At 72.0% G+C, this 25333-nt stretch carries 21 protein-coding genes; 19 read left to right on the top strand and 2 right to left on the bottom strand.

What is annotated here, in order from left to right:
• Nucleotides 1-86 precede the first annotated feature (86 nt).
• The gene (locus tag PV789_RS20650) at nt 87-1082 is read right to left on the bottom strand and encodes an SIS domain-containing protein (RefSeq protein WP_274974141.1); all 996 of its coding nucleotides are present in this window, start codon (nt 1080-1082) and stop codon (nt 87-89) included.
• 200 nt (nt 1083-1282) lie between these two features.
• Here PV789_RS20650 and hisI point away from each other — a divergent pair, with 200 nt between their 5' ends.
• From hisI to PV789_RS20580, 14 genes are all read left to right on the top strand, one after another.
• On the top strand, nt 1283-1627 hold the full coding sequence (hisI, locus tag PV789_RS20645; RefSeq protein WP_248771373.1) for a phosphoribosyl-AMP cyclohydrolase: 345 nt from the start codon (nt 1283-1285) through the stop codon (nt 1625-1627).
• Nucleotides 1624-2316, top strand: a complete 693-nt coding sequence (locus tag PV789_RS20640; RefSeq protein ID WP_274974140.1) for a Trp biosynthesis-associated membrane protein — start codon at nt 1624-1626, stop codon at nt 2314-2316. Before hisI ends, PV789_RS20640 begins: the two co-directional genes overlap by 4 nt.
• Entirely contained in the window at nt 2316-2648 is a 333-nt protein-coding gene (locus PV789_RS20635; protein WP_274974139.1) for an HGxxPAAW family protein, read from the top strand. The genes PV789_RS20640 and PV789_RS20635 overlap by 1 nt, the downstream gene beginning before the upstream one ends.
• A gap of 266 nt (nt 2649-2914) precedes the next feature.
• Nucleotides 2915-3283 (top strand): CD225/dispanin family protein, encoded by a 369-nt coding sequence (locus PV789_RS20630; protein ID WP_274974138.1) that lies wholly within the window; start codon nt 2915-2917, stop codon nt 3281-3283.
• Nucleotides 3284-3385: 102 nt separating this feature from the next.
• The gene (locus PV789_RS20625; protein ID WP_274974137.1) at nt 3386-3901 is read left to right on the top strand and encodes a DUF2752 domain-containing protein; all 516 of its coding nucleotides are present in this window, start codon (nt 3386-3388) and stop codon (nt 3899-3901) included.
• Nucleotides 3902-3993: 92 nt separating this feature from the next.
• Entirely contained in the window at nt 3994-4323 is a 330-nt protein-coding gene (locus PV789_RS20620) for a CD225/dispanin family protein (protein WP_274974136.1), read from the top strand.
• A 221-nt stretch (nt 4324-4544) separates the two neighbouring features.
• Nucleotides 4545-5351 carry an indole-3-glycerol phosphate synthase TrpC gene (gene trpC, locus PV789_RS20615; protein WP_274974135.1) on the top strand — a complete coding sequence of 269 codons (807 nt, stop codon included), beginning with the start codon at nt 4545-4547 and terminating at the stop codon, nt 5349-5351.
• A 239-nt stretch (nt 5352-5590) separates the two neighbouring features.
• Nucleotides 5591-6808, top strand: a complete 1218-nt coding sequence (trpB, locus tag PV789_RS20610) for a tryptophan synthase subunit beta (RefSeq protein WP_274974134.1) — start codon at nt 5591-5593, stop codon at nt 6806-6808.
• Entirely contained in the window at nt 6805-7623 is an 819-nt protein-coding gene (trpA, locus tag PV789_RS20605) for a tryptophan synthase subunit alpha (protein ID WP_274974133.1), read from the top strand. Before trpB ends, trpA begins: the two co-directional genes overlap by 4 nt.
• Nucleotides 7624-8236: 613 nt before the next feature.
• The gene (locus tag PV789_RS20600) at nt 8237-8749 is read left to right on the top strand and encodes a MauE/DoxX family redox-associated membrane protein (protein WP_061083013.1); all 513 of its coding nucleotides are present in this window, start codon (nt 8237-8239) and stop codon (nt 8747-8749) included.
• A gap of 45 nt (nt 8750-8794) precedes the next feature.
• A complete protein-coding gene (locus PV789_RS20595; protein WP_274974132.1) occupies nt 8795-9775 on the top strand; it encodes a DsbA family protein in 981 nt (326 codons plus the stop codon).
• 55 nt (nt 9776-9830) lie between these two features.
• Nucleotides 9831-10943: a prolipoprotein diacylglyceryl transferase gene (gene lgt, locus PV789_RS20590; RefSeq protein ID WP_061083015.1), complete on the top strand. Its 1113-nt coding sequence runs from the start codon at nt 9831-9833 to the stop codon at nt 10941-10943.
• Between the two features lie 94 nt (nt 10944-11037).
• Entirely contained in the window at nt 11038-12282 is a 1245-nt protein-coding gene (locus PV789_RS20585; RefSeq protein WP_274974131.1) for a hypothetical protein, read from the top strand.
• A 158-nt stretch (nt 12283-12440) separates the two neighbouring features.
• Nucleotides 12441-13484 (top strand): hypothetical protein, encoded by a 1044-nt coding sequence (locus tag PV789_RS20580; RefSeq protein ID WP_274974130.1) that lies wholly within the window; start codon nt 12441-12443, stop codon nt 13482-13484.
• A gap of 227 nt (nt 13485-13711) precedes the next feature.
• On the opposite strand, the gene PV789_RS20575 is transcribed toward PV789_RS20580, so the two are convergent.
• Nucleotides 13712-15478: a bis-aminopropyl spermidine synthase family protein gene (locus tag PV789_RS20575; protein WP_274974129.1), complete on the bottom strand. Its 1767-nt coding sequence runs from the start codon at nt 15476-15478 to the stop codon at nt 13712-13714.
• Between the two features lie 588 nt (nt 15479-16066).
• Between PV789_RS20575 and gltB the strand changes: the two genes are divergently transcribed.
• The 5 genes from gltB (at nt 16067) to pyk (ending at nt 25319) form a co-directional block, all read left to right on the top strand.
• A complete protein-coding gene (gene gltB, locus PV789_RS20570) occupies nt 16067-20617 on the top strand; it encodes a glutamate synthase large subunit (protein ID WP_274974128.1) in 4551 nt (1516 codons plus the stop codon).
• Nucleotides 20618-20636: 19 nt separating this feature from the next.
• On the top strand, nt 20637-22091 hold the full coding sequence (locus PV789_RS20565) for a glutamate synthase subunit beta (RefSeq protein ID WP_274974127.1): 1455 nt from the start codon (nt 20637-20639) through the stop codon (nt 22089-22091).
• Nucleotides 22092-22290: 199 nt separating this feature from the next.
• A complete protein-coding gene (locus PV789_RS20560) occupies nt 22291-22674 on the top strand; it encodes a DUF2784 domain-containing protein (protein WP_274974126.1) in 384 nt (127 codons plus the stop codon).
• Between the two features lie 74 nt (nt 22675-22748).
• Nucleotides 22749-23648, top strand: coding sequence for a prenyltransferase (locus PV789_RS20555; protein WP_274978197.1), 900 nt, complete (start codon nt 22749-22751; stop codon nt 23646-23648).
• A gap of 237 nt (nt 23649-23885) precedes the next feature.
• Nucleotides 23886-25319, top strand: coding sequence for a pyruvate kinase (gene pyk, locus PV789_RS20550; protein WP_274974125.1), 1434 nt, complete (start codon nt 23886-23888; stop codon nt 25317-25319).
• Nucleotides 25320-25333 lie beyond the last annotated feature (14 nt).

Raw genomic sequence — 25333 nt, 5'->3', positions numbered from 1 at the left:
AACGCCCAGACCGGGCCTGTGGACGCCCGCCGCCGACCGCCGAGAGCGTCACCGGTCGGCACGGCCCGCCCGCCGGCCCGCGGGCGCTACCGGCCGCGCCACCAGTGCGCCGCCAGCAGTTCCGCCACCAGCGGCTCCACCAGCAGGCTCACGTCCTGGTCGGTGTCACCCGGGTAGCGCACGGTCAGCTCCGCCTCCGGCATCCGCTCCTGGCCGGGGGTGGGGCCCACCGCCACGAACGCCCCCCTCAACTGCCCCAGGTGCTGGGCGAAGCGCTCGTCGTAGGCCGAACCCGCGAACAGCAGCGCCCGGTAGTCCGTCACCGCCGCCAGGTGGCGGTCGGTGTGCGACCACTCCCCGGTCTCACACGCGTGCGCCACCCGCACCGGCCCCTGGCGCAGCACCCGCACCCCCTGCCAGGCCGACGCCATACGCTCGGCCGGGGCCACCATGTGCACACCGTGCGGCGACTCCAGGATCCGGGCCACCTCGGGCACCCACCCCGGCGCGCTCTCCAGCAGCGACGCCGTCGCGTTCGCCGCGCGGCGCAGCAGCCCCGGCAGGGACCGGCTGCCGCCCGTCACGGGCGCGCCCAGCCGGTGCCCCAGCAGCAGGAGCAGGGCCAGCGCGTGCTGGTAGGCGCGACAGCCCACACCGCTCGCCTCCTCGCCCGCGTGCAGCGGCACCACCAGATCCGCCTGCCGCCCCACCACCGAGTCCACCGACGGGGCCAGCACGATCACCGGCGACCGCGCCACGTAGCGGTCCAGAACCGTGTACAGCTCGCGCTGCCCACCGCCCAGGCTCACCGCGACCACGAGCGTCTCGGGACCCGCGGGCGGCTCCTCCGCCGACGAGGAGAAGTCCGCGCTCGCGGCGATCCCCGCCCGGCGCAGCCGCGCCGCCGCCACCTCGCACGCGTGCCGCGCCGCCCCCAGGCCCAGGAACCGCACCGCGGCGGGCTCGTCGTCGAGCAGTGCGGGCAGCGCGGCGTAGGGATCCCACCGCGGGAAGCGCTCGGCGAGCCGGATCAGCGCCTCGGGTTTGCCCGCTAGGTCGCGGGACAGGGACTCGGCGGTCACGAAACCCCCAGGGTACGAAGGCAGGGCGAGGGACGACGCACGAACTCTAGGACATCCGCGACCCCCGCCTCCCGGCGCCCACCGCCCCCGTGCCCCCCGCCCACCCGCCCTGAGCAGCCCCGCACCGCCCCGACCCGCGCCCCCGGCGCCAGGGGACACCCGGTGCGGGACGCTCCGGCGGCGGCCATAACCTGGAGTGCATGAGCGTCACCAGCCTCGCCCCGGACATCGCCGCCCGACTCAAGCGGAACCCGGACGGCCTCGTCCCCGCCGTCGTGCAGCAGCACGACACCGGGGAGGTCCTCATGCTCGCCTGGATGGACGACGAGGCCCTGCACCGCACCCTCACCACCGGCTCCGCCACCTACTGGTCGCGCAGCCGGGGCGAGTACTGGGTCAAGGGCGCCACCTCCGGACACACCCAGCGTGTGGTGTCGGTCGCACTCGACTGTGACGGGGACACCCTCCTGGTCCGCGTCGACCAGGAGGGCGCCGCCTGCCACACCGGCGACCACACCTGCTTCGACGCCGGGAGACTCCTGTGAGTTCGGCCTCCTCGCCCCGCACGCGCCGGGAGTACGGCCTGGCCATGCTCGCCCTGGCCGCCGGAGCCGGACTCCTCCTCGCCGCCGCCGGACGCCAGTGGGCGACCGGCGAACTCACCGCGCCGGGCCCGGTCGCCCCCGTCTCCGTGGAGCTCACCGGGACCGACCTCACCGGCGCCCTCGGCGGCTTCGGCTGGGCCGGGCTGGCCGGGATCGCGGGCCTGTACGCCACCCGGGGCTGGGGGCGCCGGGCGGTCGGCCTCCTCATCGCCCTGGGCGGAGCGGCCGCCCTCAACGCCGTCTGGGGCGCCACCCGACCCGGCGCGCTCCTGGACGCGATGGCCGACAGCACCACCGACACCGCCGGGGCCGCGCAGGTGGCCGCCGACCCCCGCCTGCTGGCCCTGGGGCCCGCCATGGCCGTGGCCGGGGCGGTCCTCCTGGTCGCGGCGGGGCTGGTCGCGGTACTGCGAGCCCCTGCCTGGCCTGGTATGGGAACCCGGTACGATCGGGACGCCGCACCGCGCGCGACCCGGTCCGAGACGCCCTCCGACCTGTGGAGGTCGCTGGACGCCGGTGACGACCCCACACTCGACGCCGAGTCCCCGGGCGCCACGCCCGCGGACTCCGACGGCGCCGCACACGCACCGCGGGCAGCACGCCCAGCCGAACCTAAGGAGAACACCTGATGGCCGACGAGCACCACGACGACCACGGCAACACCCTGTCCGCCTGGTTCCTCACCGTGTCCTGGATCGTGGCGTGGTCCGTGGCGGCCTTCGTCATCGTCTTCCTCGGCGGCGACCTGCTGCTGTGGACCGCCGTCGCCCTCGTCGCCAGCGTCGTGCTCGCCGCGATCGCCGGTGTCATGAAGAAGGCCGGCTACGGCCGCAAGGAGCCCCGCCCCGTTCCGCCCACGCGCGAGGAGTGGGAGGCCGGCCGCAAGTCCGCCGCCGCCCAGCCCGAGCCCGCCGTCGCACAGCCCGGTCCCGCCCTGGACCCCGACGCGACCAAGGCCTGACGGGCACGGAGCACCGGGGAAGCCGCAGCTCACAACGAGTGAATAACGGAAATATGGACGAAGGTCCCACGGGGCGGGTAGATTCGGCCCACCGGCCACGACTGCCGCGTTGGTTCGGTTCGGTGGGTGTCTCACCGATCTGGCATCATTCCTTTCTGCCCGCGGTGTATGCGATCCGGTGACCCAACCCTGCCCCGTGTTGGGCCGGAGTGTTCCCGCATGCGCCGCGCAAATCCCTTGTCCTCTTCCGGAAAGTTGTACCGAGCATGAGTTACGGTCCCCCTCCCCCCGGCAACCCCGGCCCGCCCCCCGGCGGCGGCTACGGCCCGCCCTCCGGCGGCTACGGCGCCCCCAGCGGTCCTCCGCCGGACAACGGCCTGGTCTGGGCCATCGTCGCCATCTTCTGCTGCTGGCCCTTCGCCATCCCCGGCATCGTCAATTCCACCAAGGTCAACGACCTGTGGAACCGCGGTGACCACGCGGGGGCCATGGAGGCTCAGAAGCAGGCGAAGAAGTGGACCAAGATCGCCTTCATCTGCGGTGGCATCCTGTGGGCGCTCCTCATCGCCTTCTACGTCGTTCTGTTCTTCGTCGTGGGCGCCGCTGCCACCGCTCCGACGTACACCACCTACTAGCGGGCGCGGGGCTCAGGCTCCCACCACGCTTCGTTCGCCCCCGAGCGCCTCAGCGCTCGGGGGCGCCCTTTCTGTCTGCCTCCGAACCTCTAAGCTGGTCACGTGTACCCACAGCACGAAGAGCCGTCCCAGAGCCAGCTCCCCCGGGCTCCGGCCGAGCCGCGTTCCCTGAGGGAGCGGCTCAGGCGGTGGGCCGCGTCGCTGCACCCGGTCGTGTGGCCCGCCGGACTGGGCGTGCTCGGTCTGGCCGGAGCCACCCTCCTGCACTTCGTGGATCCCAACGAGCCCGGTAACTACCCCACCTGCCCCTGGTTGTTGATCACGGGCACTTTCTGTCCGGGCTGCGGCAGCATGCGGGCTATCGCCCTGCTCACCCACGGTGAGATCCTGGCCTCCATCAGCATGAACCCCCTGCTGTGGCTGCTGCTGCCCTACGTCGCCTGGACCTACGGGCGTTGGCTCCTCCACTCCATACGGCCGCCCAAGGGGTACCCCAAACTGACACCGGGCTGGTTCCTGTGGGGCATGCTCATCGTCATCACGGCGCACTGGGTCCTGCGCAACCTCCCCTGGTTCTCCTTCCTCGCCCCCGGGACACCGCTCTTCCCCGGCTGGTAGCAGAACCAGGACGGCCCCGCCGCAGTCCTACCCGGCGAACGCGGCCACGCGCCGCCGCACACGACAACGACGCTCTGAAAAGGTGCCATCACATGAGCTACGGCCCTCCCCACACCGGTGGTTACGGCCCTCCCGGCGGTTACGGCGGCCCGCCCCCCGGCGGACCGCCCAAGAACTACCTGATGTACAACATCCTCGGCATCCTCAGCTGCACCGTCATCGGCATCATCGGCCTGATCTTCGCCCTCCAGGTCAACAGCAAGTGGGAGATGGGCGATTACGCCGGAGCCCAGTCCGCCTCCGACACCGCCAAGATCCTGGGCATCATCGGCCTGGTCAGCTTCATCGTCTGCGCCGTCATCCTCGTGCTGTACATCCTGTTCTTCGTGGTCATGTTCGGCATGGTCGCCGCGAACGCCTAGCGCGCCCCCGGCGCTCCGCCCCGGTACGCCCGGGCGGAGCGTTCCCGGCCCCCACGAGCCCCTCCACGGAGTGTCACGTCGGGGTCGGCGGCCCCGTGGCGCCCACGGGTGGATACGATGACCAGCAACACGGTGCGGCGGTGTCCGATCCCGCCGCGCGAGGAGCCCGAACCCCGGGCCAACCGCCGTGTCGGCCCACTTTCACGAGGGAGCAGTAACTGGTGAGCGTGCTCGACGAGATCCTCGACGGAGTACGCGCTGACCTGGCGCAGCGGCAGGAGGACCTGCCCCTTGACCGCCTCAAGGCCCAGGCCGGGTCGGTGCCCACCCCGAAGGACGCCGAAGCCGCCCTGCGCCGCCCGGGCGTGCACGTCATCGCCGAGGTCAAGCGGGCCAGCCCCTCCAAGGGCCCCCTCGCGGCCATCACCGACCCCGCGGCCCTGGCCCGCGACTACGAGGCCGGCGGCGCCGCCCTGATCAGCGTCCTCACCGAGCAGCGCCGCTTCAGCGGCAGCCTCGCCGACCTCCAGGCCGTCCACAAGGCGGTCGACACCCCGCTGCTGCGCAAGGACTTCGTGGTCAGCTCCTACCAGCTGTGGGAGGCCCGCGTCTTCGGCGCCTCCGCCGTGCTGCTCATCGTCGCGGCCCTGCCCCAGGAGGCCCTGGTCTCCCTGGTGGAGCGGGCCCGCTCGCTGGGCCTGATGCCGCTGGTGGAGGTCCACGACGAGGAGGAGGTCGCGCGCGCACTCGACGCCGGGGCCACCGTCGTCGGCGTCAACGCCCGCAACCTCAAGACCCTGGAGGTGGACCGGGACACCTTCTCCCGGCTCGCCCCCCTCATCCCCTCCGACGTCGTCAAGATCGCCGAGTCCGGTGTCCGCGGCCCGCACGACCTGCTGGCCTACGCCGGAGTCGGAGCCGGAGCCGTCCTCGTCGGCGAGAGCCTCGTCCGCGGCCGCAACCCGCGCGAGGCCGTCGCCGACCTGGTCACCGCCGGGGCCCACCCCGCCCTGCGGGACCGGAACTAGGGGCACAGACCGTGAGAGGGTTGACGCAGGCATCGGCGGACGCGGCGGCGACGCGCCCCGTCCGCGGATGGCGATGGCTCTAGGGAACCCGCGCCAGTGAGCCGCGGGTTCCCGCCGCCGCGTTGACCACAGTCAGAACGCGCCGCCGGAGCCGGGCGGCGCACAGCCGGTCGGCGCGCGGACCCCGCGGCGCGAGGCCGGGGGAGCCCCGCGCTCGGCCCTTCCCAGGAGAGCGTGCAATGAGCCACGACCAACCCCTGCCCGACCAGCTCGGGCACTACGGCCGCTTCGGCGGCCGCTTCGCGCCCGAATCCCTCGTCGCCGCCCTCGACGAGGTGGCCGCGGAGTGGGAGAAGGCCAAGCAGGACCCCCAGTACCAGGCCGAACTCGCCGAACTGCTCAAGGACTACACCGGGCGCCCCAGCGCCCTGAGCGAGGCCCGCAACTTCTCCGAGCACTGCGGCGGCGCGCGGATCCTGCTCAAGCGCGAGGACCTCAACCACACCGGATCGCACAAGATCAACAACGTCCTCGGCCAGGCCCTGCTCACCAGGCGCATGGGCAAGACCCGCGTCATCGCCGAGACCGGAGCCGGACAGCACGGCGTGGCCACCGCCACCGCCTGCGCCCTGCTCGGCCTGGAGTGCGTGATCTACATGGGCGAGGAGGACACCCGCCGCCAGGCGCTCAACGTCGCCCGCATGCGCATGCTCGGCGCCGAGGTCGTCCCCGTCACCATCGGCAGCCGCACCCTCAAGGACGCCATCAACGAGGCCTTCCGCGACTGGGTGGCCAACGTCGACCGCACCCACTACCTGTTCGGCACCGTCGCCGGACCGCACCCCTTCCCCAAGCTCGTGCGCGACCTGCACTTCGTCGTCGGCCAGGAGGCCCGCGAACAGGTCCTGGAGCGCGTCGGCAGGCTTCCCGACGCGGTCGCCGCGTGCGTGGGTGGCGGCTCCAACGCCATGGCCGTCTTCGCGGCCTTCATCCCCGACGAGGAGGTCGCCCTGTACGGCTTCGAGGCCGGGGGAGAGGGGGCGCAGACGTCCCGCACCGCCGCCTCCATCACCGCGGGCAGCCCCGGCGTCTTCCACGGGGCGCGCACCTTCGTGCTCCAGGACGAGTACGGCCAGACCCTGCCCAGCCACTCCATCTCCGCCGGGCTCGACTACCCGGCGGTGGGCCCCGAGCACGCCTACCTCGCCGACACCGGCCGCGCCACCTATGAGCCGGTCACCGACGCCGAGGCCATGGAGGCCTTCCGGCTGCTGTGCCGCACAGAGGGCATCATCCCCGCCATCGAGAGCGCGCACGCCCTGGCCGGCGCCCGCAAGCTCGGCGAGCGCCTCGGCCCGGACGCCGTCATCCTGGTGAACCTCTCCGGGCGCGGCGACAAGGACGTTGACACCGCGGCCGCCTACTTCGGCCTCGTTGACCCGGAGGGACAGGCGTGAGCGCCACCGCACTGCAGACCAAGCTCGCCGAGGCCCGTGAGGCCGGACGCGCCGCCCTGATCGGCTACCTGCCCGCCGGGTTCCCCGACGTGGAGTCCTCCGTCCGGGTCATCCAGGCCATGGTCGAGGGGGGATGCGACGTCGTCGAGGTCGGCCTGCCCTACTCCGACCCCATGATGGACGGCCCCACCATCCAGCGGGCCGCCGACCGCGCCCTGGCCGCGGGCACCACCACCGACGACGTGTTCCGCGTGGTGGAGGCCACCGCCGCCACCGGCGCCGCCGCCGTGGTGATGTCCTACTGGAACCCCATCGAGCGCTACGGGGTCGAGCGCTTCGCCGCGAACCTGGCCAAGGCGGGCGGGGCCGGGGTGATCACCCCCGACCTCATCCCCGAGGAGTCCGAGGAGTGGGTGGCCGCCTCCGACTCCTGCGGCCTGGACCGGGTGTTCCTGGTCGCGCCCTCCTCCACCGACCGGCGCCTGGCCCTGACCACGCGCGAGTGCACCGGCTTCGTGTACGCCGCCTCGCTCATGGGCGTGACCGGCACCCGCACCCAGGTCGCCGACACCGCCGCCGCGCTGGTGCGGCGCACCCGCGAGGCGACCCGCGACTCCGGCCTGCCCGTCTGCGTGGGCCTGGGCATCTCCACCGGCGCCCAGGCCGCCGAGGTGGCCGCCTACGCCGACGGCGTGATCGTCGGCGCCGGGTTCTGCCAGCGCGTCCTGGACGCGCCGGACCTGGAGACCGGGATCGTCGCGGTCCGCTCCTTCGCCCAGGAACTGGCGGAGGGCGTGCGCTCGGGCCGCGCCTGAGCCCGGGGGCCCGCGGTCGGCGGGACGCGTGAACACCGGCGGGGGCCGTCCACGGGACGGCCCCCGCCCTCGTCGTGCCGCGGGCCCCGCACCGCCGCGCAGGGTAAGGCGACGGTCAAGCCGGTGAGAATCGGGTGAGAGAGTCCCCGGAGAGCCTCCCGCCACCCCTCTGACGAGGTACTCATGAAGGAAGAGGGGCGCCCTCCGCCCCGGGGGAGGCCGCTCGCTGCGCCCGAAATCCCGGACACAGCGTCACGCACTCAACACAAGCAGTAGGATCTGACCCGATGCGAAGGGCGACGGCTCGCCCACCCAGCGCGGTCGCGGAGTCTCCCCCCCTCCGACGCGCGACCGCCCCTTCGGGCCGTGTCCGCCCCGGACGCGCACGGGACGGGCGGCGGCGCGCGGTGGCGGTGGCCACATCCCCGCATCCCGGGAACCTTGCACGGCCCGGCGACGACTCCATGGAAGGACCCGCGTCCGCTCCGGCGGGCGCCACGGCCACGGCCGCACCGAACGGAAGGAGGCAGGGGCTCCCGCTCCCGCCCGCAGACGGGGGCACCCGCCCCGCACATCCGATGACCCGCCCGCTCACTCCCCGGAGGCCGCAGTGATGGACACCACCGACCAGACACCCGCCACCCGACCCGCGCCCGGATCGCGCTGGGAGGCCGTCCAGCCCTGGCTCAGCCTCGCCTGCCGCGTCGGACTGGCCGCCGTCCTGGTCTTCGCCGCCGTCTCCAAGTTCCCCCCGGCCCTGTCCGTCCAGGCGGTCGAGGCCTACGACCTCTTCCCCGCCGAGGTCGCGCTGTTCATCGGCTACACCCTCCCCCTGTTCGAACTCGCCCTGGCCGCCCTGCTCCTGGTCGGGCTCGCCACCCGCTACGTCGGCGCCGTCAGCGCGCTGCTCATGGTCGTCTTCATAGCCGGGATCCTCTCCGCCATGGCCCGGGGCCTGAGCATCGACTGCGGCTGCTTCGGCGGCGGCGGCCAGGTCGACCCGGAGGAGACCACCTACGGGCTCTCCATCGCCCGCGACATCGCCTTCGCGGCGATGGGCGCCTTCGTCGCGGTCTGGCCGCGTTCGCCCTTCGCCGTCGACCGCGCCCTCGGCCTCTTCCGGTGACCCCGGACGGCCGACCGTATCCAGCAGTGAGGAACAGGGGAAGACATGGGCAGTGAAGCGCGCAGGCGCTCCCGCGAGAAACTCAAGGAGCAGAGGGAGAGGGACAAGCGCAAAGCCAAGCGCAACAGGACCCTCATCGTGGTGGGCGCCGCCGCCGCGGTGGTGCTGCTCATCGTCGGCATCGGCTACGCCGCCCTCAACGCCGACCGCCGAAGCGGCGAGTACGAGGGGGCCCTGGCACCGACCACCCTCCAGCAGGACGGCAGCGTCGTCATGGCCCAGGAGGGCGCCTCGGCCCCCGTCGTCGAGGTCTACGCCGACTACCAGTGCCCCGCCTGCCGTCAGTTCGAACTCCTCAACGGCGGCGTCCTCAAGGAGAACGCCGCACAGGGCGAGGCCATCGTCCACTACCGGCCGGTCAGCATCTTCGCCCAGCAGCCGGTGCCCCTGAGCAGCAACTCGCTGCGCGCCGGGGCCGCCGCCCGCGCCGCCGCCGAACACGACCGGTTCGTGCGCTACAACGACATCCTCTTCGAGAACCAGCCCACCGAGCGCACCGAGGGCTTCACCGTCGACCAGCTCAAGGAGTGGTTCGCCGAGACCGACCCCACCCCGGAGCAGCAGGAGCGGTTCGACCAGCGGGTGGACGACGAGGCCGCCGTGGTCTCCCGGTTCACCGAGGAGTTCCTGCCCGCCCTGACCGAGGACGCCGCGGCGCAGATCGGCGAGGAGACCCTCGCCACCATGGTGCTCTCCGACCTGCTCGCCTGGGGCGCCGAGCACGGCCACGACCCCTCCTTCCTGGAGGGGACGTACACGGGCCAGATCATCGAAGCCACCGGGAACGCCTACACTCGCTACAGCGGAGACAACGCCTTCCGCGGAACGCCCTCCGTCTACATCAACGGTGAGTTGCTCGACAACGACACCGCCATGACCGCCCGGGGCCTCAACGAGGCCATCGCCTCAGCGGAGCCCGGCGAGGTCGACACCCAACCCACAGGCGACGGGGGTGGCGCGGAGTAGCCATCCCCGAAGACACCCCCGCACGCGGGGCGAACCCGAGAGCAGACCAGTGACATTGTCGTCGACAGCCACGGAGGGCGCGGTCGAGTTCGGCCGGGCCCTCGCGGCCTTCCCCAGCCCGCAGGTCAACTCCATCCCCATCGGGCCGCTGCAGATCCACTTCTACGCCCTGTGCATCCTCGCCGGAGTCATCGTCGCGGTGCTGTGGAGCGAGCGGCGCTGGGCCGCCATGGGCGGTGAGAAGGGCACCATCATGGACATGGCCGTGTGGGCCGTGATCCTGGGCCTGATCGGCGGACGCCTCTACCACGTCATCAGCGACGCGCAGCTGTACTTCGCCGAGGGCCGCGAGCCCATCCGCGCCCTGTACATCTGGGAGGGCGGACTCGGCATCTGGGGAGCCATCCCCATGGGCGCCCTGGGCGTGTGGCTGGTCGCCCGCAGGCGCGGCCTGTCCATGTCCAAGCTCTCCTTCGCCATCGCCCCCACCCTCCCCCTGGCCCAGGCGCTGGGCCGCTGGGGCAACTACTTCAACCAGGAGCTGTTCGGCAGGCCCACCGACCTGCCCTGGGCCGTGGAGATCACCCCCTACCCCAACGGCGCCCTGCGCCCGGGCATGGAACTGGGCGTGAGCACCTACCACCCCACCTTCCTCTACGAGTCCCTGTGGTGCCTGGGCCTGGCCGTCCTGCTGGCCTGGGCGGGACGGCGCTACGAGCGCTCCCTCCAGGGCGGGCGCCTGTTCGCCCTCTACGTCGCGGGCTACTGCGCGGGCCGCTTCTGGATCGAGTACCTGCGCGTGGACCCGGCCAACGACTTCCTGGGCCTGCGCCTGAACAACTGGACCTCCCTCCTGGTCCTCCTCGCGGCCCTGGCCTACTTCGTGTGGGCCGGACGGCGCATCGACTCCTTCTCCAGCGCCGTCGTCCCCCACGGCCACGACGCCGGAACCCAGGTGTTCGGGCCCACAACCGACGGTGAGACGCGCGACGACAGCACCGTCTACAGCGCCCTGGACAGCGAGGAATCGCGTGTCGGTTCGCAAAGCTCCAGCTCACGGGAGGCGGGGACGGAATACCACCCGAGCCCTGAACGATCTAGTAGCGAGGGCTCGACCGACAGGGACGCCGGGGACACGGGAACCGAACCCGGGACGAAGCCCGAGTAGACACAGGGAAGCCACGTGGACCGGCCGTGTCCGGACACGCATCTGGGCCCCTGTACCTTTCGAGCAGACCACGGGTTGACGATTGAGAAAGACCGTGAGCAGAGCTGAGTCCGGGTACGGCCGCAGAGGCCGCCGCGCCCAAAGCGCCCGCACCGAGGACCGCGCCGACGACCAGATCCTGGACCGGGACGAGGAGGCGTACGACCCCGAGGAGGACTTCTCCGCGGAGTACGGCCACACCCGCCCCGCCGACGACGGCTACGACGACGGACCCTATGACGACGCGTCCTACGACGAGGACGCCTACGACGAGGAAGAGGGCGCCGACGGCGCCGAGGCGGACGGCGCCGAGGAGACCGGCGGCCGCGCCTCGCGCCGCAGGAAGGGGCGCGGGGCCCGCGGCTCCTCCCGCCGCAGGGCCCCGGGCAACCGGGCCGCCGGAGGCAGGCGGGCCGGAGCCACGGGGGTGAACAAGGTCTCGGCCTTCTCCGCCGCCGCCATCAAGAGGGTCTCGGTCCTGGGCGACCGCCCCAACCAGATCGTGTACACCCTCGCCGAGCAGAGCAAGCGCAAGCGCGGCACCGCCGTGCTCGGCCTCCTGCTCGGAGCGTTCAGCCTCGCGCTGGTCGCCCTCCTCGGCCTGCTGTCCTACCAGCTCTTCGCCGGGAACGGCGGCGCCGTCGCGGGCGGGGACGACACGGTCGTGGCCCCGCCCGAGGGGCACAGCACCCTCACCCCGGAGCTGTACCTGTCCGAGCCCAACCGCGAGGACGTCTTCGGCGCCATCAACGAGCGCCCCGAGGGCACCGAACCGATGACCGAGGAGAGCGTCTTCGACCCGGTCCGCGAGATCGGTCTGGACGACGTGAACCTGGAACTGCGCCAAGGCTCGATCACCGACTCCTGCACCTCCCTGGTGTGGGGCGAGGAACTCGGCCAGAGCCTGATCGACGCCAACTGCGTCCAGGCCGCCTCCGGCGTGTACACCGACGGCGACGAGCAGCACGTGGCCCAGTTCACCCTGTTCGACCTGGCCAACGCCGACGCCGCGGCCGAGGTCGAGCGCGAGCTGGACCCGACCAACGCCGAGAGCGGCGCCGGGTTCCTGCTCACGCAGACCGGCGACGAGGTCCCCGGCCTCCGGGACGGTTACAGCCAGGCCACGACCCAGGTCATGGGCCACTACCTGGCCGTGTTCTGGGTGGCCGACACCGACGGCTCCCCGCCCGGGGACAACACCGACATGGCGACGCTGAGCGTGGCCTCCATGAACGCGGCGCGCTACGTCTACGAGGAGGTCGTGGCCGTGGACCAGGCGGCGGAGCAGGCCGAGGAGTAGTCTGTCCCGGCCTGTCGGAGGCCCCGATAGGATCTGCGACAGACCGACCCGAGGTCACACGAGGCGCGGAGAGGACTCCCGGCCTCACACACCCCCGAACACACCGGTCCGGCCCGCGTACGCGCGGGCCGGACCGCATCCGAGGAAAGGTCCATTGGGTGTCCCCTTCTGAACCGTCGGCGTCCGGACCCGCGGGGCGCCGGAGGAAGACCAGCGAGCCCGACACCGAGCCCGAGGGGCGCTCCTCCCGGGAGGGCGGGCGCCGACGGGCCGGGGGGCGCAGGAAGAAGGAGTCCAGGCGCCTGGGCCCCCTCATCGCCATCGTGGCCGGAGTGCTGGTCGTGGCGCTGATCGCCCTCGGCGTGTTCCTGTACCTCAACGCGGGGGAGGGCGGCGAGGGGCAGGCCGCCCCCCAGACCCGCCCCGCCGCGTACCGGGTCGTCGACGCCGGCAGCATGAACGAGGTGCTCGCCACCCGCGAGGCCGACAGCCGCCCCCTCAACGAGAACGAGCTGTTCGGGGACCGCAACTCCGAGATCTCCAGCCAGAGCATCGACTTCACCCTGGGCGAATCGGTCCTGGCCGAGGACTGCGCCGCCGCCGTGTGGGGCGAACCCGCCAAGACCGCCCTGGCCGAGGCCGACTGCACCCAGGCCGGGCGCGCCACCTACGTGTCCGACACCTACTTCGGCGTCGTGGCCGTGTTCAACCTCGCCGACGTCGAGGGCAGCCGCGCGGTCGCCGCGGCCCTCGCCGAACCCGAGGGGGAGGGCGCCCAGGACCCCGGCTTCGTGCTCTCGCCGTCCGGCGCCGAGCCCTTCGACCGCCTGGGCAGCGGCTACAGCGCCAGCGACGCCGTCGTCAGCGGCCACTACCTGGTCCTGGTGTGGGTGCAGCCCACCGACTCGGAGTCGGTGGAGGACAGGGTCAGCCTGTCCGGGCCGCTCGTGGCGCTGGCCAACTTCCGCGACCCGCTCTACCGGCGCATGGTGCAGCAGGAGGGCACCACCGGCGGCGGGACCGAGGGGACGACGGAGGGCACCGACGGCACCGGGACCGAGGGAACCGGCACGGAGGGCACGGGCACCGAGGGCCTGGGCACCGACGGAACGGGCACCGACGGCACCGGCGTCGAAGGTGAGGGTGTGACCGGCAACGAGGGCACGGGCACGGAGCTGCCCGGAACCACCGGCACCGGCTGATCCCCCCGCACACACGAAGGGGCCCGCGGCACCGCCGCAGGCCCCTTCGCTGTCTCCGGGACGGGCACGCAGCAGCCCGTCGGCTGGCCGGAACCGTTACTGGTGTGAGGCAAGGGTCCTGACCTGCGGTGATCTTGTACCTATAACGAGGCTGGACGGTCGAGACTCGCTACAGGTACGAGATCACGGCGAAGAAGGCGGGTGGGAGGGCCTTTCCGGACACCGGATCAGGACGGGGGCGCCTGGACCCGTTCCAGGAGGTCGGCCGCCACCCCGCGCAGCTCACCGAACCGGTGCTCGGGCAGGTCCAGCAGGGTGTGCCCGGACACCCACTCCGGCGCCGCGGCCACCGCGTGGCGCGCCGTGCGCTTGTTGACCGGCTTCGCCAGCCGCGCCGACACCTCCACCAGCCCCGCCCGCAGGGTCGCGGTGAGCGTGCCGTGCGCCCTCTCCTGCACGTACACCAGCAGCCGCTCCACCGCCGAGTCCGCGTCCGGGCGCCGGGTCAGCCGCACCGCCGTCAGGCCGTCCGCGCCGAACCCGCGCAGGAACCGCACCCCGAAACGCGGCTCCACCAGGGCGCGCAGCCCCCGCTGCCCCGCCTCGTCGCGCACGCACGCCGCCGAGGACGGCACCAGCACGTACACGGTGTCCCCGGCGGCGGCCAGGGCCGCGCGCGCCGCCCAGCGGTCCCACCCGCCCGTGAGATTGACCACCGCGCGGCCGCCGCCCTGCCCGGGCGCCTCCAGCCACGTGGACAGGCGCACCCGCCCCGACCCGGCGACCTCGCCCGGCCACGCGCCCACCAGAGTCGGCGCGCGGTCAGCGGCGGCCTCCCCGGCGCCACCGGCCTCCCCGGCCACCCGGTCCAGCACGGCGCGGGCCCGGTCGGCGTCCAGACCGCCCCGGGCCTCCTTGGCGTTCACACCCTGGCTGTACACGCGCGCCACCTCGCCCGACGGAGCGGGCAGCGCGCGCGCCAGCGGCCGCAGCACGTACAGGTCGGAGGCCGCACCGATCGACTCGGCCCCGTGGTAGCGGTTGAAGTCCGGCCACACCGCCTCCAGCAGCAGGTCCATCCGCACCAGCCGCGCCTGCGTGGCCGCGGCCAGCCGCGGCGTGGTCTCGCTGGCACCGTAGGCCACCAGCACCCGGCCCCGGCGGGGATCGGCCATCCCCTCCACACCGCGCCGCACGAACAGCTCCACCCCGTCGGGCGTGTAGGGGGGATCGGTGAACACCACGTCCGCGCCGCCGCGCACCGCGGGCGGCAGCCCCAGGCGCAGGTCCGCGGCGTGCGTGCGCACCGCCAGCCCCAGATCGGCCGCCAGGGCGTCGATGTGGGCCAGGACGCGCTCGTCGATGTCCACGACCTGCGCGCGGGCGCCCGGGCAGACCAGGGTCAGCGCCACCGAGGTCAGGTCGTGGTCGCCCACGCACAGGAGCGTGCGGTCGCGCAGGTCGAACCTGGTGGACAGCAGCAGCGCCCGGCGCAGCGCAGTCTCGGCCGTCGCGGCGACGTGGTCCAGGTCCAGGTCCGAGGCGGGCCCCTCCTCCACGGCCCGCGCCAGCTCCGCCAGCGCCCGGGAGTAGCGGGGGAGCAGGTGGGCCACCGGGTCGGCGGGCTCCTCCCCGGCCGCGCCCGCGTAGCGCTCGGGCCGCACCAGGCGCACCCGGCCCCGCCCGTCCCCGGGCGCCAGCTCACCGGCCTCCGTCAGGGCCGCCACCAGCGAGGACACCAGCGCGTACGCGACGCCGCTGGCGCGCACCAGCGCGTTCGCCTCCCACTCGCGCCCGTCCGAGAGCAGCGCCAGCACGCGGCGCAGCCGGGGCGCGTCCACGCCGTGGCCGCGCAGCAGCTCCGCGGCGGGCTCGGGGAGGGGCGGCGGGCCGTCAAGGGAGCGGTCGGCGCGGGCGGAGTCGCCGTCCGCACCCGTGATCCGCCCGGGGGCAGCGGAAGGGGGGCCGTCCGGGCCCGGAGGAGTCGCGTGCATGCACCGATCGTCCCACGCGCGCCGGGGCGTCGCGCGGCCCGCCGCCACCCAGGTCAGCGGCGCCGACCGGTGAGGGGGATATCACTCGCGGACCCGCCCCCCGACCCCTTGGGGACGCGGTTAACACCGGGGTAATGTGGGCGTGCGGCGTGTTGCGCCCGCATGCCCGAAGTGACGTTCCCGACCTCCGAGGTTGGTGTTTCGGCCTCTTTGGGAGGTTTAGCGGGGTTCCCTCGTGGAAAAACCCGCTAGGCCAGCCCGCACCGGGAACCTCTCCCGGACCGTGCCCGAGCCCGCGCACACCCGGGCGCGGCCAGGGGCCACCGGCGCACCGCGGCGCCACATGGTCTAGACCTGCGATTAACGTCGCGGCTGGACCAGCATGTATAAGGGAACCTGCCCGTCACGGGCGACCCCACCCGCCACCGGCGACCACGAGGACGTGGCCGCACCACGGAGGCGGCCACGGCGCCCACACGACGGTCACCGCCGCACCACGCGGCGACACAACTCCATCCGCACGCAGCAGGGCCAACGTCGTCCCGGATGCGCTTTTCACGAAGCCGACGCAAGACGACAGGAGGGTAGATGCCTGCTGGCCAGGTGCGGCGTTCGTCCGTCCGAACGAACCCCGAGACCACTTCCCAGGGCCTGTACGACCCCGCTTTCGAGCACGACGCCTGCGGTGTGGGCTTCGTCGCCGACCTCACTGGACGTCGTAGCCACGACATCGTCGAGAAGGCGCTCACCGTACTCCGCAACCTCGACCACCGCGGAGCCTCCGGCGCCGACCCCGACGACGGAGACGGCGCGGGCATCCTCACCCAGATCCCGCACGAGCTCTACACCGAGGTCTGCGACTTCGCCCTGCCCGACGCAGGCGCCTACGCCACCGGCATCGGGTTCCTGCCCGCCGACGCGGCCGAGCGCGCAGCCGCCGTCGAACGCATCAACACCATCGTCGCCGAAGAGGGCCTGACCCTGCTCGGCTGGCGCGAACTGCCCTTCGAACCCCAGTACAGCGGCCCCGCCGCCCGCCAGGCCATGCCCTACTTCGGGCAGCTCTTCATCACGGGCACCCCCGGCACCGCCACCGAGGGCCTCACCGGCATCGAGCTGGAGCGCCACGCCTACTGCGTGCGCAAGCGCGCCGAGCACGAGAGCGACGTCTACTTCCCGAGCCTGTCCCCGCGCACCATCGCCTACAAGGGCATGCTCACCACCCCGCAGCTGGAGCCGTTCTTCCCCGACCTGTCCGACCGGCGCTACGCCTCCGGCCTGGCCCTGGTCCACTCCCGCTTCTCCACCAACACCTTCCCGTCCTGGCCGCTCGCCCACCCGTTCCGCTACGTCGCGCACAACGGCGAGATCAACACCGTCAAGGGCAACCGCAACATGATGCGGGCGCGCGAGGCCAAGCTCGCCAGCGACCTCATCCCCGGCGAACTCGACCGGATCTTCCCCATCGTCGACCCCGACGACTCCGACACCGCGTCCTTCGACGACGCCCTGGAACTGCTCCACCTGGGCGGACGCTCCCTGCCGCACGCGGTGCTCATGATGATCCCCGAGCCCTGGGAGAACCACACCGAGATGGACCCGGCAGTCCGGGCCTTCTACGAGTACCACTCCACCCTCATGGAGCCCTGGGACGGCCCCGCCTCGGTGTCCTTCACCGACGGCACCGTCGTCGGCGCCGTCCTGGACCGCAACGGCCTGCGCCCCGGACGCTACTGGGTCACCGAGGACGGCCTCGTCGTCCTCGCCAGCGAGGCCGGCGTCCTGGACATCGACCCCGCCACCGTCGTGCGCAAGGGACGCCTCCAGCCCGGCCGCATCTTCGTCGTCGACACCGCCCAGGGGCGCATCGTCGAGGACGAGGAGATCAAGGCCGAACTCGCCGCCCAGCACCCCTACCAGGAATGGATCGACACCGGCGTCCTGCGCCTGGCCGACCTGCCCGACGCCCAGCCCGCCCCGGTCACCGAACTCCAGCGCGCCCAGCAGGTCTTCGGCTACACCGAGGAGGAACTGCGCGTCATCCTCACCCCCATGGCCCGCACCGGCGCCGAACCCATCGGCTCCATGGGCACCGACACCCCGGTGGCCGCGCTCTCCGAACGCTCCCGCCAGCTCTTCGACTACTTCTCGCAGAACTTCGCCCAGGTCACCAACCCGCCCCTGGACGCCATCCGCGAGGAGATGGTCACCAGCCTGGCCACCCTCCTGGGCGCCGAGCACAACATCCTCGACGCCGCACCCGGCCAGACCCAGCGCCTCGTCCTGCCCACCCCGGTCGTCGACCAGGCCGAACTGGCCGCCATCGTCGCCGCCGGACAGGACAACCCGGCCCTGAAGACCTTCACCGTCGACGGCACCTACCCCGTCGAAGGCGGCGGCGACGCGCTCTCCGCACGCCTGGAGCAGATCAACACCGAGGTCTCCGCCGCCATCGCCGACGGCGCCCACATCCTCGTACTCAGCGACCGCGGCGCCGACACCGACCGCGCGCCCATCCCGTCGCTGCTGCTCACCGGCTCGGTCCACCACCACCTCGTCCGCGAGAAGACCCGCACCGAGGTCGGCCTCCTCATCGAGGCCGCCGACGTGCGCGAATGCCACCACGTCGCCCTGCTCATCGGCTACGGCGCCTCCGCGGTCAGCCCCTACCTGGCGCTGGCCACCGTCCGCGACCTCGTCGAACGCGGACGCCTCGGCGGCGTCGACGCCGACCAGGCCGTCCGCAACACCGTCAAGGCGTTCGGCAAGGGCGTCCTGAAGATCATGTCCAAGATCGGCGTGTCCACGGTCAGCTCCTACACCGGAGCCCAGATCTTCGAGGCCCTGGGCCTGGGCGCCGAGGTCATCGACCGCTGCTTCACCGGCACCACCTCCCGCCTGGGCGGCGTCGGCTTCGACGTCCTCGCCGAGGAGGTCGCCATCCGCCACCGCAGCGCCCACACCCCCAACCCCAGCGCCCACCGGCGCCTGGAGGTCGGCGGCGAGTACCAGTGGCGCCGCGAGGGCGAACCGCACCTGTTCAGCCCCGAGACCGTCTTCAAGCTCCAGCACTCCACCCGCACCCGCCGGTACGAGATCTTCAAGGAGTACACCTCCCAGATCGACGACCAGTCCCAGAAGCTCATGACCCTGCGCGGTCTCCTGCGCTTCAAGGACGGCGTGCGCGAACCCGTGCCCGTCGACGAGGTCGAACCCGTCTCGGAGATCGTCAAGCGCTTCTCCACCGGAGCCATGTCCTACGGCTCCATCTCCGCAGAAGCCCACCAGACCCTCGCCATCGCGATGAACCGCCTCGGCGGCAAGTCCAACACCGGCGAGGGCGGCGAGGACCCCGACCGCTTCACCCCCGACGCCAACGGGGACCTGCGGCGCAGCTCCATCAAGCAGGTCGCCTCCGGCCGCTTCGGCGTCACCTCGCACTACCTCACCAACGCCGACGACATCCAGATCAAGATGGCCCAGGGCGCCAAGCCCGGCGAAGGCGGCCAACTGCCCGGCCACAAGGTCTACCCGTGGGTCGCCCAGACCCGCCACTCCACCCCCGGCGTCGGACTCATCTCCCCGCCGCCCCACCACGACATCTACTCCATCGAGGACCTCGCCCAGCTCATCCACGACCTCAAGAACGCCAACCCCTCCGCCCGGGTCCACGTCAAACTGGTCTCCGAAGCGGGCGTGGGCACCGTCGCCGCCGGCGTGTCCAAGGCACACGCCGACGTCGTCCTCATCTCCGGCCACGACGGAGGCACCGGCGCCTCGCCGCTGACCTCCCTCAAGCACGCGGGCACCCCCTGGGAACTCGGCCTCGCCGAAACCCAGCAGACCCTGCTGCTCAACGGCCTGCGCGACCGCATCGTCGTCCAGGCCGACGGCCAGATGAAGACCGGCCGCGACGTCGTCATCGCCGCCCTGCTCGGCGCCGAGGAGTACGGCTTCGCCACCGCACCCCTCGTCGTCTCCGGCTGCGTCATGATGCGCGTGTGCCACCTGGACACCTGCCCCGTCGGCGTCGCCACCCAGAACCCGCTCCTGCGCGAGCGCTTCTCCGGCAAGGCCGAGTACGTCGTCAACTTCTTCGAGTTCATCGCCCAGGAGGTCCGCGAGTACCTCGCCCAGCTCGGCTTCCGCAGCCTGGACGAGGCCATCGGCTCCATCGACCTGCTCGACACCGCCGACGCCGTCACCCACTGGAAGGCCCAGGGCCTGGACCTGTCGCCCATCCTGCACGAGGTCGAACCCCGCGCCGGCGACCACCGCGTCCGACAGCGCCTCCAGGACCACGGCCTGGAGAAGGCCCTGGACAACACCCTCATCCAGCTCAGCGAGGGCGCCCTGGACTTCGGCCAGCCCGTACGCCTCGAACTGCCCGTACGCAACGTCAACCGCACCGTCGGCACCATGCTCGGACACGAGGTCACCAAGCGCCACGGCGCCGACGGCCTCCCCGACGACACCATCGACGTCTCCTTCACCGGATCCGCGGGCCAGTCCTTCGGCGCCTTCGTACCCAGGGGCGTCACCCTGCGCCTGTCCGGCGACGCCAACGACTACGTCGGCAAGGGCCTGTCCGGCGGACGCGTCATCGTCCGCCCCGACAGCGCCTCCCAGCTCGTCGCCGAGGACCACATCATCGCCGGAAACGTCATCGGCTACGGCGCCACCTCCGGAGAGATCCTCCTGCGCGGCGTCGTCGGCGAACGCTTCTGCGTCCGCAACTCCGGCGCACTCGCCGTCGTCGAGGGCATCGGCGACCACGGCTGCGAGTACATGACCGGCGGCCGCGCCGTCGTCCTGGGCCGCACCGGACGCAACTTCGCCGCCGGCATGTCCGGAGGCATCGCCTACGTCCTGGACCTGGACCACGAACGCGTCAACACCGAGATGGTCGAGATCGAGGCCCTCACCGACGAGGACCGCGCGTTCCTCACCGACGTCCTCACCCGCCACCGCGCCGAGACCGGATCGGCCGTCGCCGACCGCATCCTCACCGACGGCGAGATCGACCGCATCGCCAAGATCATGCCGCGCGACTACAAGCGCGTCCTGCTCGCCCAGGCCGAGGCCGAACGCGAGGGCCGCGACGTCAACGAGGCCGTCATGGCCTCCGCACAGTCCTGACACGAGAGGAGGAAGGCACATGGCCGACCCCAAGGGCTTCCTGAAGACCACCGAGCGAGAGCTCCCCAAGCACCGACCCGTCGACGTGCGCATCCAGGACTGGCGCGAGGTCTACGAGGACTTCGACCGGGGAACCGTCACCAAGCAGGCCTCGCGCTGCATGGACTGCGGCATCCCCTTCTGCCACAACGGCTGCCCGCTCGGCAACCTCATCCCCGAGTGGAACAACCTCGTCCACACCCACGACTGGGCCGAGGCGATCGAACGCCTGCACGCCACCAACAACTTCCCCGAGTTCACCGGCAGACTCTGCCCCGCACCGTGCGAATCCGCGTGCGTGCTCGGCATCAACCAACCCGCCGTCACCATCAAGAACGTCGAGGTCTCCATCATCGACCGCGCGTGGGAGGAGGGCTGGGTCAAGCCCCTGCCCCCCACCACCCGCACCGGCAAGAAGGTCGCCGTCGTCGGCTCCGGCCCCGCCGGACTCGCCGCCGCCCAGCAGCTCACCCGCGCCGGACACGACGTCACCGTCTACGAACGCGCCGACCGCATCGGCGGCCTCCTGCGCTACGGCATCCCCGAGTTCAAGATGGAGAAGCGGCACATCGACCGCCGCCTCGCCCAGATGAGCGCCGAAGGCACCACCTTCCGCGCCGGAGTCGACGTCGGCACCGACATCACCGCCGACCAACTGCGCGCCGACCACGACGCCGTCGTCATCAGCGGCGGCGCCACCGCCTGGCGCGACCTGCCCGCCAAGGGCCGCGAACTCGACGGCATCCACCAGGCCATGGAGTACCTGCCCCTGGCCAACCGGGTCCAGGAGGGCGACTACGACACGCCCGCCATCAGCGCCCAAGGCAAGCACGTCGTCGTCATCGGCGGCGGCGACACCGGCGCCGACTGCGTCGGCACCGCCCACCGCCAGGGCGCCGCATCGGTCACCCAGCTGGAGATCATGCCCAAGCCGCCCACCACGCGGCCCGACAACCAGCCCTGGCCGACCATGCCCATGCTCTACAAGGTCACCAGCGCCCACGAGGAGGGCGGCAAGCGGATCTACGCCGTCAACACCGTCGAGTTCCTCGGCGACGACAACGGCCGCGTCCGCGCCCTCAAGCTCGTCGAGGTCAAGCGCACCGACAAGGGCTTCGAACCCGTCGAGGGCACCGAACGAGAGATCCCCGCCGAACTCGTCACCCTCGCCATGGGCTTCGTCGGTCCCCAGAAGGAGGGCCTGCTCGACCAGCTCGGCGTCGAACTCGACGGACGCGGCAACGTCGTCCGCGACACCGACTACCGCACCACCGTCGACGGCGTCTACTGCGCCGGCGACATGGGCCGCGGCCAGTCACTCATCGTCTGGGCCATCGCCGAGGGCCGCTCCGCCGCCGCCGGAGTGGACCGCTACCTCACCGACGACAGCACCCTGCCGGTCACCATCCCGCCGACCGCGCGACCGCTCGTCTAGCCACAACCAGGCACACACACGCGCCGGGCGCGGAGTACACCCTCCGCACCCGGCGCGTCGCCGTGCCCACCGCCAGGTGAAGAGCCATCCGGGTTTCCACCCGTATCATCCACAGCCCCCGACACCCCCTGGCCCCGCCGGGAGACGGCGCCGATACTGGAAACCAGGAGCACCCACCACGCGCCCGGGAGGCCAGACGATGACCTACCGGCTCATCGCCGACACCGCCATGGTCACGCACCTGGCCTTCCTCGCCTACCTCGCCCTCGGCGGGTTCCTCGCCTGGAAGTGGCCCCGCACCCTGTGGATCCACCTCGGCTGCACCCTCTACGGACTCGCCATCACCCTCATCGGCTGGCCCTGCCCCCTCACCCACGTCGAGAACTGGGCCCGCCTAAGCGCCGGACAACAGGGACTGCCCCCCGAAGGCTTCATCGACCACTACCTCACCGGCATCGTCTACCCCGCCGAACACCTGCTCACCGCACGGCTCGCCGTCGCCCTCACCGTCCTCGCCTCCTGGGCAGGTCTCCTCATCCGCACCCGAAGACGCACACGCAACACCACCCCGAACCGCGCGTAAAGATCGCGAATGGATTGGCCCGCCAACCATTTCCCCGCCCCGCACACGGACGTACCGTCGAAGACATGACCGTTGTGACCTGGGACTCCCTTCGCGCCGCAGAACATTTCACCATGCGAAACGCCCGGCTCATCGACCGGCTCCGCTTCGCCCACCTCTTCCAGAACGGACCCACCGAACCCGTCCGCTCCGCACTCTCCGCCTACCGCAACCTCGACGGCGGCTACGGCAACGGACTCGACCCCGACCTGCGCGGACACACCAGCCAACCCGCCGCCACCGAGATCGCCCTGCGCTACCTCGACGACCTCGGCCCCATCCCCACCAGCCTCGGCACCGGCATCTGCCGCTACCTCACCACCGTCACCAACCCCGACGGCGGCCTGCCCTGCGTACGACCCGACGTCCGCCACACCGAAGCCGCCCCCTGGTGGCAACAGCACCACGACTCCACCAGCGACCTCGGACTCACCGCACTCCTCGCCGGATACCTCCACAAACACAACATCAGCCACACCTGGCGCGACAACGCCACCGCCTACTGCTGGAAACACATCAACGCCCTGCACTGGACCGACCCCCACCAGGCCATCGGCATCTGCACCTTCCTCCAGCACGTCCCCGACCGCGACCGCGCCCTGCGCACCACCAGCCGACTCCACCCCATGATCCGCGCCGTCATCGACACCCACCCCAAACCCAACCCGAACCGACACGCCCACACCGCACTCGACATCGCCACCCACCCCGACCACATCGCCCGACCCCTGTTCACCGACACCGAGATCCGACGCAACCTCGACTTCTTCGAACAGACCCAACGACCCGACGGCGGCTGGGACGCCACCTGGCAGCACTGGGACACCGCCGCCACCCTCGAACGCGAAGGCATGCGCACCGTCCAACGCCTGCGCATCCTGTGCGCCTACGGCCGCCTCCAGTGCTACATCCCACCCCGCCGCCGCGACAGCTGACACCCCCGACCCCGCCCACCAGCCCCGGCCAAGACCAGACCTCCGCAGACACCGAGCCCCGCAGACACCGGGCCCCGCCGAGGCCGTGCCCCCCCACACCAGCGAAGACACCCCACCACCCAACGCCACCAAACCTCACCCAGGGTGCTCGCCGTTCGACTTCCCGCAGCCCCACATACGTCCATTCGCAACCTGGTTTAGACCACTCCATCCTCCAGACGCTCTAGAGTGTTATGCGTGACACGTCGAGCAAAAATCGTCGCGACCCTCGGTCCCGCCACTTCGAGCCCGGAAGTCCTCCGCAAGCTCGTCGAAGCCGGACTGGACGTCGCCCGACTCAACCTCAGCCACGGAACCCACGACGACCACAGCGCCAACCTCGCCAACCTGCGAGGCGCCGCTGAGGCCGCACAACGAGCCGTCGGCGTCCTCGCCGACCTCCAAGGGCCCAAGATCCGCGTCGGCACCTTCGCCGACGGCCCCGTCGACCTCAACGTCGGCGACGAATTCACCATCACCACCGACGACGTCCCCGGAGACGCCCACCGCGTCTCCACCACCTACAAGGGACTCCCCGCCGACGTACGCCCCGGCGACCGCGTCCTCATCGACGACGGCCGCATCGCGCTGGAGTGCACCAAGACCACCAGCACCGACGTCCACACCCGCGTCGTCGTCGCCGGCACCGTCTCCAACCACAAGGGACTCAACCTCCCCGGCGTCGCCGTCAGCGTCCCCGCACTCACCGAAAAGGACGAGGCCGACCTGCGCTGGGCCCTGCGCCAGGGCGTCGACATGGTCGCCCTCTCCTTCGTCCGCAGCCCCGCAGACGCCGAGGAGTGCCACCGCATCATGGACGAGGAGGGCGTCACCGTCCCCCTCATCGCCAAGGTCGAGAAGCCCCAGGCCGTCGAACGGCTCCAGGACATCATCGAGGTCTTCGACGGAGTCATGGTCGCCCGCGGCGACCTCGGCGTCGAACTCCCCCTCGAAAACGTCCCCATGGTGCAAAAACGCGCCGTCGAACGCTGCCGCGACAAGGCCAAACCGGTCATCGTCGCCACCCAGATGCTCGAATCCATGATCGGATCACCCCGGCCCACCCGCGCCGAGGCCTCCGACGTCGCCAACGCCGTCCTCGACGGCGCCGACGCCGTCATGCTCTCCGGAGAGACCAGCGTCGGCAAGTACCCCGTCGAGACCGTCGAGACCATGGCCCGCATCGTCAGCGCCGCCGAGCAGGAGTCCCTGCGCGCCTCGCACATCCTCAACCGGGTACCCGAGACCACCGGCGGAGCCATCGCCCGCGCCGCCGCCGAGATCGGCGCCACCGTCGGAGCCAAAGCCCTGGTCGCCTTCACCATGTCCGGCGAGACCGCCCGACGCCTGGCCCGTTACCGCTCACCCATCCCGCTGATGGCCTTCACCACCGAGGAGACCACCCGCGGAGTGCTCTCCCTCACCTGGGGAGTCGAGAGCAACATCGTGCCCTGGGTCGACAACACCGACGACATGGTCCGCCAGGTGGAGGCCGAACTCCTCCAGCTCGGCGACTACCACAAGGGCGACAAGATCGTCATCGTCGCCGGCAGCCCGCCCGGAACCACCGGTTCCACCAACTTCCTGCGCGTCCACCGCCTCGGCGACGCCGTCGCCCTCGCGGCGCAGTAGGAGTACCCGGGCGC

This window comes from Nocardiopsis camelliae, from assembly GCF_028993595.1.
Classification (GTDB): domain Bacteria; phylum Actinomycetota; class Actinomycetes; order Streptosporangiales; family Streptosporangiaceae; genus Nocardiopsis; species Nocardiopsis dassonvillei.
Note: the sequence above shows the minus strand (reverse complement) of the source record. Positions and strands in the feature narration are given on the sequence as shown.

Coding starts and splice junctions, on each gene's coding strand:
- PV789_RS20575 (WP_274974129.1), bottom strand. CDS start 15,478: ATGCACGCGACTCCTCCGGGCCCGGACGGCCCCCCTTCCGCTGCCCCC.
- PV789_RS20595 (WP_274974132.1), top strand. CDS start 8,795: ATGGGCAGTGAAGCGCGCAGGCGCTCCCGCGAGAAACTCAAGGAGCAG.
- PV789_RS20635 (WP_274974139.1), top strand. CDS start 2,316: ATGGCCGACGAGCACCACGACGACCACGGCAACACCCTGTCCGCCTGG.
- gltB (WP_274974128.1), top strand. CDS start 16,067: ATGCCTGCTGGCCAGGTGCGGCGTTCGTCCGTCCGAACGAACCCCGAG.
- PV789_RS20620 (WP_274974136.1), top strand. CDS start 3,994: ATGAGCTACGGCCCTCCCCACACCGGTGGTTACGGCCCTCCCGGCGGT.
- trpB (WP_274974134.1), top strand. CDS start 5,591: ATGAGCCACGACCAACCCCTGCCCGACCAGCTCGGGCACTACGGCCGC.
- hisI (WP_248771373.1), top strand. CDS start 1,283: ATGAGCGTCACCAGCCTCGCCCCGGACATCGCCGCCCGACTCAAGCGG.
- PV789_RS20560 (WP_274974126.1), top strand. CDS start 22,291: ATGACCTACCGGCTCATCGCCGACACCGCCATGGTCACGCACCTGGCC.
- PV789_RS20565 (WP_274974127.1), top strand. CDS start 20,637: ATGGCCGACCCCAAGGGCTTCCTGAAGACCACCGAGCGAGAGCTCCCC.
- PV789_RS20600 (WP_061083013.1), top strand. CDS start 8,237: ATGGACACCACCGACCAGACACCCGCCACCCGACCCGCGCCCGGATCG.
- PV789_RS20630 (WP_274974138.1), top strand. CDS start 2,915: ATGAGTTACGGTCCCCCTCCCCCCGGCAACCCCGGCCCGCCCCCCGGC.